This window comes from Streptomyces mobaraensis (genome assembly GCF_020099395.1).
Taxonomy (GTDB): domain Bacteria; phylum Actinomycetota; class Actinomycetes; order Streptomycetales; family Streptomycetaceae; genus Streptomyces.
Genome location: NZ_CP083590.1, coordinates 712,984 through 725,320, shown reverse-complemented (window position 1 = coordinate 725,320; position 12,337 = coordinate 712,984). Strand labels below are relative to the sequence as shown.

The window sequence follows — 12,337 nt, the reverse complement described above, 5'->3', positions numbered from 1 at the left end:
TGTGCCCGTCGAGCGGATCACCCCTCTGCGCCCGCGTCCGGCCCGCGGCTCGCGGGTGTCCGGTGGCGGACCGTTCCTCCAGGGCGCGGCCCACGCGGTGGGAGCCGCCGTCGGCTACCTGCCCGTCGCCGCCGCCTTCGGCGCCATCGCCACCCGCGCGGGCCTGCCCCTCTGGCTGTCGGTCCTGATGTCCGCGTGGGTCTACGCGGGCGCGGCGCAGATGGCCGGGCTCCAGGCGCTGGCTTTCGGACAGCACCCGCTGCTCGTCGCGGCGGGCATGCTCGTCGTCAACCTGCGGCACATTCCGATGAGTCTGGCGGCCGGGCCGCTGCTGCGCCGGGCGCGGCCGGTGGGCCGGCTGGCGCTCGCCCACACCCTCACCGACGAGTCGTTCGCACTGGATCTCGGGCGGCCCGAGCGGCCCACCGGGTTCCGGTACGGGGTGCACGCCGCTTGCTGGACGGCGTGGGCCGGCGGGACCGCCGTCGGGGCGGCGCTGGGGCCGGTCGTGCCCGAGGGCGCCACCGCCTTCGCGCTGCCCGCGCTGTTCGTCGCCCTGGCGGTGGACGCGCTGCGGGCGGTGGACGGGTGGTGGGGGCGGGTGTGGGTGCCGGTCGTGGCGGTCGCGGTGGTGGTCGCTTGTCGTCCGGCGGGGAGCTTCGCGGAGCTTGCGGCGATGGTCGTCGTGACCGGGCTTCTGGCGGTGGCGGACGGGCGGGGGGCTCGCGTCCGGCCCCCCGGGGGCGGGGAGGTGGTGTGAGTACCTCCGCCGCTCTGCTGGCGTCCGCCGTCGCGGGTGCCGGGACGCTTCTCATGCGGCTCGCCGGTGTGACGCCTCTCAGCCGCCGCCTTGGGGAGGTTCCCTGGATACGGCATGTGCCTTTGGCGGTGCTGCTGGTGCTGGCGGTGTCCGCTGTGGCGGGGGGCGAGGTTGCGGTGCCGTCGCCTGCTGTTGTCGCGGGTACCGCCGTGGTGGCTGGTGCGGCGGCTTGGCGGGCGCCGCTGTTGGTGAGTGTGGTGGTGGGGTGTGGGGTGTATGTGGCTGTGGGGGTGGGGTGGCCGGGGTGGTGAGGCGGGGGTGGGGTTGGGGGTTTCGCCCCGGTCCCTCCCCCAGAGGGGGCACCCCCATTCACCGTTTCTTGCAGGGGCTGCGCCCCCGCACCACCCGAAGCGCGCTGCGCGCGCTGTCCTCAATCGCCGGACGGGCTGGTGGGTCGCATCCGTAGCGTCACGATCTCGAACGGGCGTAGTGTCAGCTCCACCTTCCCGTCCGTCGACTCCGCCTTCTCCAGCGGGCGTTCCAGCAGGTCGCAGCGGTGCACGGTCGCCGTCGGGAAGTCGAGTGCGACGGTCGTGCGGGCGCGGCCGCCCAGGGATTCGTAGAGGCGGACGACCACGTCGCCGCTCCCGTCGTCCGCCAGCTTCACCGCCGACACCACCACCGCCTCGTCGTCCACGTGCACCAGGGACGGCGTTCCCCGGTCGCCCGGGACGCGGCGTTCCGGGATGCCGAGGCGGTGGCCCTCGCACACGGCGTCGTCGATGCGGGCGCCCGGCACCAGGGCGTAGCCGAAGCGGTGTGTGCCCTGGTCGGTCCGGGGGTCGGGGAAGCGTGGGGCGCGGAGGAGGGACAGGCGGAGGGTGGTGGTCGTTCCGGGGGTGGACGACTCCGGAGCCCGGGCCGTGCGCGTCACGTCGTAGCCGTACGTCGAGTCGTTCACCAGCGCGACGCCCCAGCCGTGCTCCTCCACGTGGACGAAGCGGTGGGCGCACGCCTCGAACTTGGCCGCGTCCCAGCTGGTGTTGGTGTGTGCCGGACGGTACAGGTGCCCGAACTGGGTCTCGGCGGCCACCCGGTCCGCGTGCACGTCCAGCGGGAAGGCGGCCTTCAGGAACTTCTCCGTCTCGTGCCAGTCGACCTCCGTCGTGAAGTCGACCCGCCGCACCCCGTCCGGCAGGGCGATCCGCTGCTCGGCCCGGGACGCGCCGAACGCGCGGACCACCCGGACCGCGCCCTCGTCCGTGAGCTCCATCGACTCCACGTCCGTGAGGTCGGTGACGGTGTTCCGGTAGAACCGGTCGACGTCCCACGCGTCCCACATGTTCGGGAAGTCCTGGTGCAGTTGGAGGAGGTTGGCCGCCGTGCCCGGGGGGATCGTCTCGCGGCCGGTCTCTTTGTCGACAACGGAGACGACGAGGCCGCGGGCGTCGATCTCCACCCTCAGCAGGCCGTTCTCCAGGACGTACCCGCCGCCCTCGCGGGCCATGGCCGTCGCCGCCACCGGGCGCGGCAACTCGTCCGCCGGCCTGGCGGACCGGGCCGGGACGCAGGCGCGGCCGTGCGGCGCGGCGTTGAAGACGACCGTGCCGCCCGCCGAGGCGTCCCCGGCGAGGGCCGTCAGCGCGTCCGCGATCAGCGACTCCAGTTCGGCGGCGACCGCCGCGTACGTGGCCGCGGCCTCCCGGTGCACCCAGGCGATCGACGTGCCCGGCAGGATGTCGTGGAACTGGTGCAGCAGCACGGTCTTCCAGAGGCGGTCCAGTCGCTCGTACGGGTACGGGAAGCCGGTGCGCACCGCCGCCGTCGCCGACCACAGCTCCGCCTCGTACAGCAGCCGCTCGGCCCGGCGGTTGCCCTGCTTGGTGCGGGCCTGGCTGGTGAGCGTGGCCCGGTGCAGCTCCAGGTACAGCTCGCCGGCCCAGACCGGCGCGTCCGCCGCGTACTCGGCGTGCGCCTTCTCGAAGAACGCCGACGGCCGTTCGAACACCACCCGCGCCGAGCCCTCCAGATCCGCGAGCCGCCGGGCCCGCGCCAGCATCTCGCGTGTCGTCCCGCCTCCACCGTCCCCCCAGCCGGTCGGGGCGAGGGAGCGGGTGGCGCCGCCCTTCTCCCGGAAGTTGCGGACGGCGTGCGCCAGTTCCTCGCCGGAGAGCTGGGCGTTGTAGGTGTCGATGGGCGGGAAGTGGGTGAAGACGCGGCTGCCGTCCAGGCCCTCCCACCAGAACGTGTGATGAGGGAATTTGTTGGTCTTGCTCCAGGAGATCTTCTGGGTCAGGAACCACTTCGAACCCGACAGCCGCACCAGTTGCGGGAGCGCGGCCGAGTAGCCGAACGAGTCCGGCAGCCACACCTCCTCCGTCTCGATCCCGAACTCCTCCAGGAAGAACCGCTTCCCGTGGACGAACTGCCGGGCCAGCGCCTCCGACCCCGGCATATTGGTGTCCGACTCCACCCACATCCCGCCGACCGGCACGAACCGCCCGTCCGCCACCGCCTTCTTCACCCGCGCCCAGACCTCCGGCCGGTGCTCCTTCACCCACGCGAACTGCTGCGCCTGCGACATCGCGTAGACGAAGTCCGGCTCCTCCTCCAGCAGCGTCGTCATGTTGGACGTGGTCCGGGCCACCTTGCGGACCGTCTCGCGCAGCGGCCACAGCCACGCCGAGTCGATGTGGGCGTGCCCGACCGCGCTGATCCGGTGCGCCGACGCCTGGGCCGGGGCCGACAGGACGCCGGCCAGCAGCTCGCGGGCGCGGCCGGCCGTTCCGCCGACGTCCTGGAGGTCCACGGCGTCCAGCGCCCGTTCCACCGCCCGCAGCACCTCCCAGCGGCGCGGCGACTCCTCGGACAGGCCGGTCATCAGCCCGTCCAGCACCTCCAGATCGTGCACCAGTTCCCACACGGCGGCGTCGAACACGGCCAGGTCCATGCGGCCCAGCCGGTAGCGCGGGCGGCGGTCGGCCGTCGCGAGGTCGCCGAGCTCGGTCGGGCGGAACGGCTCGTAGTCGAGGATCACCGGGTTGGCGGCGGCCTCGACGTGCAGGCGCACCTCCTCGCCGCCGGCCACCGGGGCGCCGATCCGGACCCACTGGTTGCGCGGGTTGAGGCCCTTCACCGGCGAGCCGTCCGAACGGTAGACCAGGCCTTCGCACTGGAAGCCGGTCATGTTCGGGTCGAACCCCAGGTCCAGCAGCGCCTCGACGGTCCGCCCCGCCCACGTGGCCGGCACCGTGCCGGTCACCGTGAACCAGCTCGTCCCCCAGGCCGGGCCCCAGACGTCCCCCGGCCCGATGGGCTCGCGCGGCGCCGCCAGACCCTCCGCGACGGGCACGGGCTCACCGGGCGCGTGCCACACGCCGACGGTCAGCGGCACCGACTCGGGGTACACGGCCGGGCGGATGCGCTCCTCCAGCACCCGCCGCAGGCGGTCTTCGGTGGTGGTGCGGTCGTTGTGCATCGAGTGTCCTTACCGATCGGGTTACCGGGGGCTCGTTACCGGGGTTTGTTACGGGAGTTCGTTACCGGGACTTCTGGTTCGGCCAGCGGAACCGGACGACGGCGGGGGCCGAGGAGGTGTACAGCTCGTCCACCGCGCGCACCTCGACGCACGTGACCGCCTCGCCGGCCGTACGGCGCAGCTCCGGAACGTAGGAGGCATGCCCACAGGTGCCGCCGAGGAAGCGGACGCCGCCACCCGGCAGGCGCTGGTGGAGGAGGTAGTGGCGGACGGGCCGGGGGGGACGCGCCCCAGGCCAGGCGGAGGGCCGCGGTGCCGCCGGGGCGGACGGCCGCCGCGGTGATCTCCGGGCGGCCCGGTCGTCCGGGCGGCCTCGGGGCGCCGTCCCGTACCGCCAGCCGGCCCAGCCGCCAGCGCACCGGCCCGCCGCCCGGCGCGGTGAGGCGCACGCCCAGCGTGCGGAGCGTGCCCCGGGCGCGGCCCCGCAGCAGCGCGCCTGCCCGGACGGTCACCGTGGTCCACGCCGGCCCGGCCCGCCCGGCGGCCAGGACACCGGCGCGCCCGTCTCCCGCGTCCGCGACGAACTCCACCCGCACCGGCGCGCTCCCCGCGTCCGTGCGGTACGTCAGCTCGACGATCGTGGATGGCGACAGCGGCAGCCGGGCCGCGTACAGCTCCACCGTCGCGGGCTCCGGGAGCGGGCCGGCGACCAGCAGGCTGCCGCCGCCGTGCCAGGCGTCGGCGAAGTCGTAGCCGACGGACGGGGCCGGGTCCGGGCCGGCCGTCACCCGGCGGCGGCCGGGCAGCCGGTCCTGGAGGCCCAGGTGGTGCCAGGGGCCGGACGGCACGGGCCGCCCCCGCTCGTACCAGCCGAGCCCGTGGCCGGTGTTGAACACGGTCGCGAAGGGGAGGGCGGTGAGGGTGGAGCGGTCGGCGACGGACGCGGCGGGGGCGCGCCAGGTGCCGTCGGTGAGGGTCCAGAAGCGGTCGTCGCGGGTGTGGAAGGCGGCGGGGGAGCGGTCGGCCGCCTGCTTCCAGGTCCACTCGGGGCGGTACAGGCCCAGCGAGGTGACGTGCGGACGGTCGGGCGGGAGGACGGCGTCCCAGTCGACGCGCGTGTCCCGGCCGCGCGCCTCCACGTCGACGCCGGCCCACAGCTCGTACCGGTCCCGGCCCATGGCCTCGGCCCGCTCCCCGGACGACCGCAGGCCCCCGCGCGTCCAGCCAAAGTTGACGAACATCGTGCCGGCGGCGCGGAAGAAGGCGTCGTTGCGGTCGTTCAGCTCGTTCTGCCAGGCCACGTCCCCGGAGATCGCCAGCGCGTCGTACCAGGTCACGCGGAGCCCGGTGGCGCGGAGACGCGCCACGAAATCGCGCATGTCCGCGCCCAGCCGGGCGTCGCCGCCCTCCGTCTCGGCGTTGAGGAACCAGCCGTCGAAGCCGTACGCGCGGGCCACCGCGGCCAGCCGGCCGGCCAGCGGGAAGCCGCCGTCCGGCCCCCGGCGCAGCAGGTCTCGCGTCCACTCCAGCCGGCCGCCGAAGGCCGCCGGGGGCAGGAACACCGTGCCCAGGACGGGCACGCCGTGGCGGTGGGCGGCGTCCACGACGGGCGCGGTGGGCGCGAGGATCAGGCCCTCGCCCGAGGAGCCGCCCCAGAAGACCAGCTCGTCGAGGTGGGCCCAGTGGGTGAACGCGTAGTGGTCGGCGGTCGGCCCGCCCTGGGACGGGTGGCCGGAGGTGGGGGCGAAGGAGACCAGGGCGCTGATCCGGGCCTGCCCGGCCCGGGCGCCGTCGCGAGGTGGGGGAGTGAAGCGCGGGGCGAGCGGGACGGACGAGCGGTTGAAGGGGAGGTCGGGGTCGTCCTCGGGTCTCCACCGGGCGAGGCTGCGCCAGACGACGCCGGGCGGGGGCGTTCCGGGCGGAGGGGTGTCGGGGAACCAGTAGGCGGCGTACGGCTGGAGGTCCGGGGGCGCGTGCGCCGCACCGGCACTCGGTGCGCCGCCCCCCGCCGCGCCGCCCCCCGGAGAGACCGCCCGCCCGGCGGCCCGTGCCGCCGACGGCCGGGCGAGCGGCGCGGCGAACGCGGTCGCGAAACCGGCGGCGAGGACGGCACGGCGTGCGGGACCGTCGGCGGCAGGCGAGTGGCGGGTGGGTCCGGTGGGGGCCGACCGGCGGACGGGGGCGTCGGCCCCGGCTGGTACGGGTCCGTGGGCGGGCGCGGGCGGGACGGATCGGTCGGCGGCCTCGGCGGCTCCAGCGACCTCGGCAGCCCCGGCGGGAGCGGCGGGAACGACTGGGTGGGCGGATCCGGCGGTTCCGGCGCCGGCGGTCGGCCGGGCGGACCCGGTGGGCCCGGATCGGTCGTTCGGTTCGTGCATGAGGCTCCTCCGAGGGGATATGCGGAGGGACAGCCCCCGGCCCCGGGGATCGCGCCCTCCTCGTTCGGCTCCGGGTCCGCGGGCGGACCGGGCCCGCGGCGGTGTCCGGCGGCGGTCAGGGGAGCCGGTCGACGGCGACGGTCTCCTTGATGCCCCGGCCCGCCAAGTGGCCCGGTTCACCGATCCGTTGGGCGAGCACCACGGCCGGCCGGACACCGTTCGCGGCGTTCCGCATCCACGCCTCGAAGAAGGCTCCGCCCGGCGCGCACAGTGGCCGCAGCGGCGCGCTCTCCACGTCGCCCGCGTCCAGGATCAGCGCCGTGCGCCGGGGCGCGGGTTCGGCGTACGCGCCTTCCCTGCACTCCCGTACGACCCGGGCCAGTGCCTCGCCCGCCGGTTTGAGCCGGCGGTCGTTGGTGAACAGCCCGAGGTCGTACTCCAGCGCCGGGAAGTCGGCCAGGGCCCGGTCCACATCGTGCGAGCACCACCAGGTGACGCCCCACAGCCCGGGGCAGTCCAGCGCGTTGCGGACCGTGGTGCGCGTGAACTCGGCCGCCCGCGCGGGCGGTACGTGCGGCGCGGGCGCCCCGACCTCCTGGAGCCAGACCGGGCGCGCCGGGTCGTCCGCCCACGCCTTGGACAGCTCGATCAGGTACGCGGCGTGCAGCCCGGTCGCCGCGCCGTCCGGGCCGTGCCGCTGGGCGGTGCCGTTGAACACCCAGGAGTGCACGGCGGTCATGGCGCCGATCCGGGCCGCGTGCGCGGGCGTGAACGGGTGCGTGCCGTCGTACCAGGCGGCGTCGTACGCGGCGTGCAGATGCGTCCGGCCGGGCGCGGCCCGTTCGCACGCCTCCGTCATCCGGCGCAGCCAGTGGCCGGCTTCGGCGGTGGTGACCCGGTCCGGGTCGGGGTGCGGGTCGCCGGCGAACTGGTTGGTCTCGTTGCCGACCGTCATGCCGAGGAAGTTGGACCGTCCGGCGAGCGCCCCCGCCAGCTCGGCGAGGTAGCGGGCCTGGGCGTCGACGACGTCGGGGTCGGTGAAGAGGTTGCGGCGGTGCCAGGTGGTCACCCACGAGGGCAGGAAGTCGAAGCTCGACAGGTGTCCCTGGAGCCCGTCCACGGCGACGTCGAGTCCGCGCTCCCCGGCCGCGTCCACCAGCCGGACCAGCTGCTCGACGGCGCGCGGCCGGATCAGCGTCCGGTTCGGCTGGAACAGCGGCCAGAGCGGGAAGACCCGGACGTGGTCCAGGCCCAGCGACGCCACACTGTCCAGGTCGGCGCGGACGTCGTCGAGGTCGAAGTCGAGCCAGTGGTGGAACCAGCCCCGGCTCGGGGTGTAGTTGACGCCGAAACGGACGCTCATGGAGCTCCTCTCCGGAGAACGGGGTCGGGGGGCCGGGTCAGCCCTTGACGGCGCCCTCGCCGGTCCCGCGGAAGAAGTACCGCTGGAGGCAGGCGAACAGCACCACGAGCGGGGCCACCGCGATGACGGTCCCGGCGGCGACGAGCCGGGGGTTCTGCTGGAAGGTGCCGTGCAGGAAGTTCAGGCCGACGGTCAGCGTGTAGCGCTCGGAGTCCGAGAGGACGATCAGCGGCCAGAGGAAGTCGTCCCAGGCGCCCATGAACGCGAAGATCGCGACGACGGCCAGGGTGCCGCGCACCGACGGCAGCGCGATCCGGGTGAACCGCTGCCAGGTGTTCGCGCCGTCGACGACCGCCGCCTCCTCGATCTCGCGCGGGATGCCGGCGAACGCGTTCCGCATCAGCAGGACGTTGAGCGCGCCGACGGCCCCGGGCAGCACCACGGCGGTGAGGGTGTTGTTGAGGTGGAGGTCGCGCATCATGGTGAACTGCGCGACGACCAGGGACTCCGCCGGCACCAGCAGCGCCGCCACGAAGGCCAGCCCGGCGAGACCGCGGCCCCGGAAGCGCAGCCGGGCCAGCGCGTAGCCCGCCGTCGACGCCCCGGCCAGGTTGGTGAGCACACTGGCCGCCGCCACCTTCAGCGAGTTCAGGGCGTAGTCCCAGACCGGGACGATGTCCGCCACCTCGGCGTAGTTGTGCGCGGTCGGGTGCTCGGGCAGGAAGCGCGGCGGCGAGGTGTAGACGTCCTCGGTGGTGCCCTTGAACGAGGTGGACAGCTGCCAGAGGAACGGGCCGACGGTCAGCGCGAGCACCGCGAGCAGCAGCACGTAGCGGAACACCTTCTCCGCCCACGACATCCTGGTCACCGGCGCTCCTCCCGGTCCGCCGCGTCCCCGCCCCGGCCGGCGCGCAGCACCAGCAGCATCAGCAGCAGCGCGATCACGAAGACGACGAGGGAGAGGGCCGAGGCGTAGCCGACGCGCCCGTCGAGCCCGGTGCCCGTCCGCTGCACCAGCATCACGAGCGTGGTGTCCTCGCCGGCCGGCCCGCCGGTGGGTCCGGCCAGCAGGAACACCTCGGAGAAGACCTTGAACGCGGAGACCGACGACAGGGCGCCGACCAGCACCATCGTGGAGCGGACGGCCGGCACGGTGACGCTGGTGAAGCGGCGCAGCGGGCCGGCGCCGTCGACGGCCGCGGCCTCGTGCAGCTCGCGCGGCACGTTGGCCAGCGCGGCGAGGTAGATGACCATGTAGTAGCCGAGGCCCTTCCACACGGTCAGCGCCATCGCGCTGAACAGCAGCAGCCAGGAGTCGCCGAGGAACGACACCGGTCCGGCGCCGAGGACCTTGAGGATGCCGTTGACCAGCCCCCGGTCGTCCAGCATCCAGGACCAGATCAGCGCCACCGCCACCACCGACGCCACCACCGGGGTGTAGAAGGCGGCCCGGAAGAAGCCCGTCCCCGGCAGCCGCTTGTGCACCAGCAGCGCCAGCAGCAGCGGCAGCAGCACGGTGAACGGGACGACGAGGACCACGTACAGCGCGCTGTTCCGCAGGGCCACCCAGAACTGCTCGTCGTGCAGCATGTCCCGGAAGTTCCGCAGCCCGACCCAGTGCCCGGGGACCAGCGTCCGGGCGTCGGTGAACGCGTCGTGGACGGTCGTCAGGAACGGGAACAGGCTGAACGCGGCGAGGACGCCGAGTCCGGGCAGCAGGAGCAGCCAGGGGGTCGCGGGGTGGTGGAGGCGGACGCCTCTGCGGGCCACGCCTCTGTGGGCCACGCCTCTGTGGGCCACGTCTCCGCGAGTCATGTCTCTGCGGGCCATGGCCGGATCACTTCCGCCGCAGCAGCCGGTCGCTCTGCGCCACCGCGTCGTCGAGCGCCTCCTTCGGCGACTTCTTTCCCTGGAGGGCCTTGGCGACCTCGTTCCGCAGAATCGTCTTCATCTCGTCGCTCATCACCACGGGTGTGTAATTCACGGCGCCTTTCAGCGCTTTCGCGGAGGCGACCCGGACCCGGCCCTCGTCCGTCCCGTCGTCCTTCGTCCAGTACGGGTCGTCCAGCGAGCCCTTCGTGCTCGGGAAGACGGCCACCCGGTGCGCGAACGCCTCCTGGTTCCTCCGGTCGGTCACGAAATGGGCGAAGGCGATGGCCGCGGCCTTGTGTTTGCTGTTCTTGTTGACCGCGAGACCCATGACGTACATGTTCGGCTTCCCGGTGTTGTTCGGGGCGTCGGTGATCCCGAGATCGCGGTACAGACTCGGCGCGTTCCTGCGGAAGTTCGCCAGGTCGTTGGCGCCGCCCGGATTCATGGCGACCTTCTGCTCCAGGAATTTCCGGCCCGCCTGTTCCGGGGTGCTCGTCAGCGCCTGTGGATCGAGCCCGCCGTCGTCGTACAGCCGCTTGTAGCGGGTCAGCAGCTCGACGCCCTTGGGCTCGTTGTACGTGAACCGGGTGGCGTCGTCGTCCATCAGCCGCACGCCGTACCGGCCGAAGTCCTCGATCGCCGGAGTGCCCGCCAGGGTGGCCGTCCGGCCGCCGGACCGGCGGGACATCTCCGCCGCCGCGGTGAACAGCTCGTCGTAGGTGCGCGGCGGCTTCTCCGGGTCCAGGCCGGACTCCCGGAACAGGGACTTGTTGTAGAAGAGCGGACCCGTGGTGAGGTACCAGGGGAACGCGTAGGAGCCGCCCAGCCCCGGCAGCGTATTGCCCCGCCACGCCTCCGCCGTGTACTCGTCCCGGAACTTCGCGGCCACCGGCTCCTTGTCGAGATTCAGCAGCACGCCCGCCTTGGCGAGCGGATAGGAGAGGTCGGGGGAGACGTTGACGACATCGGGCAGGGTGCCGGCGGCGGCATCCGCGCCGAGTTTGTCCGCGTAGTGCTCGGCGGGCTGGTCCAGCCATTTCACCGTGACATCAGGATGCTGTTTCTCGAATTCCTTCGCCAGGGACTCGAAGTAGTCCTTGTAACCGGCCCGGAGGTTCCAGGTCTGGAACGAGATCCGGCCCTCGATCCGCCCGTCCGCCGCCGAACCGCCACCCCCTCCGTCATCGGAACCGCAGGCGCTCAGCGCCAGCGCGAGGGCGAGCAGCGGAACGGCCGGCCGGACGGTTCTCCGGACGACTCCACGGGACGGGTGCATGGCCGGGCTCCTTCGGTCGGGCCGGAAGGTGGCGGTCCAAAAGGTGCACCCGGAAAGGGAGTCACGTCAATACTTCCGTCAACGACTAATGCGCTTTAGTGTGTTGGGGCCCGGGCCGGTGCCGGGCCCGCTCCGGACGCCCGAGGAGACCCCCATGCGCCGCCTGCCGGCCCGCCGCCCGACCATCCGCGACATCGCCCGCCGCGCCGGGGTGTCGGAGAGCGCGGTCTCCTTCGCGCTCAACGGCCGCCCGGGCGTCTCGGAGGGCACCCGCGAGCGCGTCCGGCGCGTCGCCGAACAGCTGGGCTGGCAGCCCAGCACGGCCGCCCGCGCGCTGTCCGGCGAGGGCTCCGCCACCGTCGGCCTCGTCCTCGCCCGGCCCGCCCGGACCCTCGGCGTCGAGTCGTTCTTCCTCCGGCTCGTCTCCGGCGTCCAGGAGGCGCTCGCCGCGCGCGGGCTCGGCCTGCTCTTCCAGGTGGTCGAGGACGTGGCCGCCGAGTGCGCCGTGCACCGCCGCTGGTGGGCCGAGCACCGCGTCGACGGCCTCCTCGTCGTCGACCCGCGCGCCGACGACCCCCGGCCCGCCCTGCTCGCCGGGCTCGGCCTGCCCACCGTGGTGATCGGCGCAATGGACGACCCCGCCTGGGAACCGGCCCCCGACGGCGCCCTCTCCAACCTCTGGGCCGACGACGCCGAGGCCATGGACTCCGTCGTCGCCCGGCTGGGCGCCCTCGGCCACCGCCGCGTCGCCCACGTCGCGGGCCTCGGGGAGCTCGCCCACACCCGGCGCCGCGCCGCCGCCCTGCGCCGCGCCGCCGAGCGCCACGGCCTGCTGGTCACCTCCGAGACCACGGACTACTCCGACGCGCAGGGCGCCGAGGCCACCCACCGGCTGCTCGCCGCGCCCCGGCCGCCCACCGCCGTCGTCTACGACAACGACGTGATGGCCGTCGCGGGCCTCGCCGCCGCCGCCCGCCGCGGCCTGGCCGTCCCCGCCGACCTCTCGATCGTGGCCTGGGACGACTCCGTCCTCTGCCGCAGCACCCACCCGCCCCTCACCGCCCTCGCCCGCGACACCGCGGCCTTCGGCCGGCGCGCCGCCGAGGAACTCGTCGCCCTGCTGGACGGCGGCCCGGCCCGCCGCACCCGCGACGCGACGCCCCGGCTGGTGGAACGGGGATCGACGGGACGGCCCGTGGGCTGACGGCCC

8 protein-coding genes and 1 pseudogene are annotated in these 12,337 nt (G+C 74.2%); 3 read left to right on the top strand and 6 right to left on the bottom strand.

Annotation, left to right across the window (positions count from 1 at the left end):
- Position 1 precedes the first annotated feature (1 nt).
- A complete protein-coding gene (locus K7I03_RS02915) occupies positions 2 to 760 on the top strand; it encodes an AzlC family ABC transporter permease (RefSeq protein ID WP_185942813.1) in 759 nt (252 codons plus the stop codon).
- The gene (locus K7I03_RS34180; protein ID WP_185942814.1) at positions 757 to 1,071 is read left to right on the top strand and encodes an AzlD domain-containing protein; all 315 of its coding nucleotides are present in this window, start codon (positions 757 to 759) and stop codon (positions 1,069 to 1,071) included. The genes K7I03_RS02915 and K7I03_RS34180 overlap by 4 nt, the downstream gene beginning before the upstream one ends.
- Positions 1,072 to 1,190: 119 nt before the next feature.
- Here the strand turns inward: K7I03_RS34180 and K7I03_RS02910 are convergent, their stop codons facing one another.
- From K7I03_RS02910 to K7I03_RS02885, 6 genes and pseudogenes are all read right to left on the bottom strand, one after another.
- Positions 1,191 to 4,238 (bottom strand): alpha-mannosidase, encoded by a 3,048-nt coding sequence (locus K7I03_RS02910; RefSeq protein ID WP_185942815.1) that lies wholly within the window; start codon positions 4,236 to 4,238, stop codon positions 1,191 to 1,193.
- Between the two features lie 61 nt (positions 4,239 to 4,299).
- Positions 4,300 to 6,364: pseudogene (locus tag K7I03_RS02905) on the bottom strand (endo-beta-N-acetylglucosaminidase); the annotation flags it as partial.
- Positions 6,365 to 6,731: 367 nt separating this feature from the next.
- Positions 6,732 to 7,979: a glycoside hydrolase 5 family protein gene (locus K7I03_RS02900; protein ID WP_185942817.1), complete on the bottom strand. Its 1,248-nt coding sequence runs from the start codon at positions 7,977 to 7,979 to the stop codon at positions 6,732 to 6,734.
- A gap of 37 nt (positions 7,980 to 8,016) precedes the next feature.
- The gene (locus tag K7I03_RS02895) at positions 8,017 to 8,838 is read right to left on the bottom strand and encodes a carbohydrate ABC transporter permease (protein WP_185942926.1); all 822 of its coding nucleotides are present in this window, start codon (positions 8,836 to 8,838) and stop codon (positions 8,017 to 8,019) included.
- Between the two features lie 5 nt (positions 8,839 to 8,843).
- Positions 8,844 to 9,794 carry a carbohydrate ABC transporter permease gene (locus tag K7I03_RS02890; protein ID WP_185942818.1) on the bottom strand — a complete coding sequence of 317 codons (951 nt, stop codon included), beginning with the start codon at positions 9,792 to 9,794 and terminating at the stop codon, positions 8,844 to 8,846.
- Between the two features lie 22 nt (positions 9,795 to 9,816).
- On the bottom strand, positions 9,817 to 11,127 hold the full coding sequence (locus tag K7I03_RS02885; RefSeq protein WP_185942819.1) for an ABC transporter substrate-binding protein: 1,311 nt from the start codon (positions 11,125 to 11,127) through the stop codon (positions 9,817 to 9,819).
- 154 nt (positions 11,128 to 11,281) lie between these two features.
- Here K7I03_RS02885 and K7I03_RS02880 point away from each other — a divergent pair, with 154 nt between their 5' ends.
- Positions 11,282 to 12,331: a LacI family DNA-binding transcriptional regulator gene (locus K7I03_RS02880; protein WP_185942820.1), complete on the top strand. Its 1,050-nt coding sequence runs from the start codon at positions 11,282 to 11,284 to the stop codon at positions 12,329 to 12,331.
- Positions 12,332 to 12,337: the final 6 nt, after the last annotated feature.

Excerpts from the sequence above, each read along its gene's own strand:
- K7I03_RS02885 (WP_185942819.1), bottom strand. The coding sequence starts at position 11,127 with ATGCACCCGTCCCGTGGAGTCGTCCGGAGAACCGTCCGGCCGGCCGTT.
- K7I03_RS02890 (WP_185942818.1), bottom strand. The coding sequence starts at position 9,794 with ATGACTCGCGGAGACGTGGCCCACAGAGGCGTGGCCCACAGAGGCGTG.
- K7I03_RS02895 (WP_185942926.1), bottom strand. The coding sequence starts at position 8,838 with ATGTCGTGGGCGGAGAAGGTGTTCCGCTACGTGCTGCTGCTCGCGGTG.
- K7I03_RS02880 (WP_185942820.1), top strand. The coding sequence starts at position 11,282 with ATGCGCCGCCTGCCGGCCCGCCGCCCGACCATCCGCGACATCGCCCGC.
- K7I03_RS02900 (WP_185942817.1), bottom strand. The coding sequence starts at position 7,979 with ATGAGCGTCCGTTTCGGCGTCAACTACACCCCGAGCCGGGGCTGGTTC.
- K7I03_RS02910 (WP_185942815.1), bottom strand. The coding sequence starts at position 4,238 with ATGCACAACGACCGCACCACCACCGAAGACCGCCTGCGGCGGGTGCTG.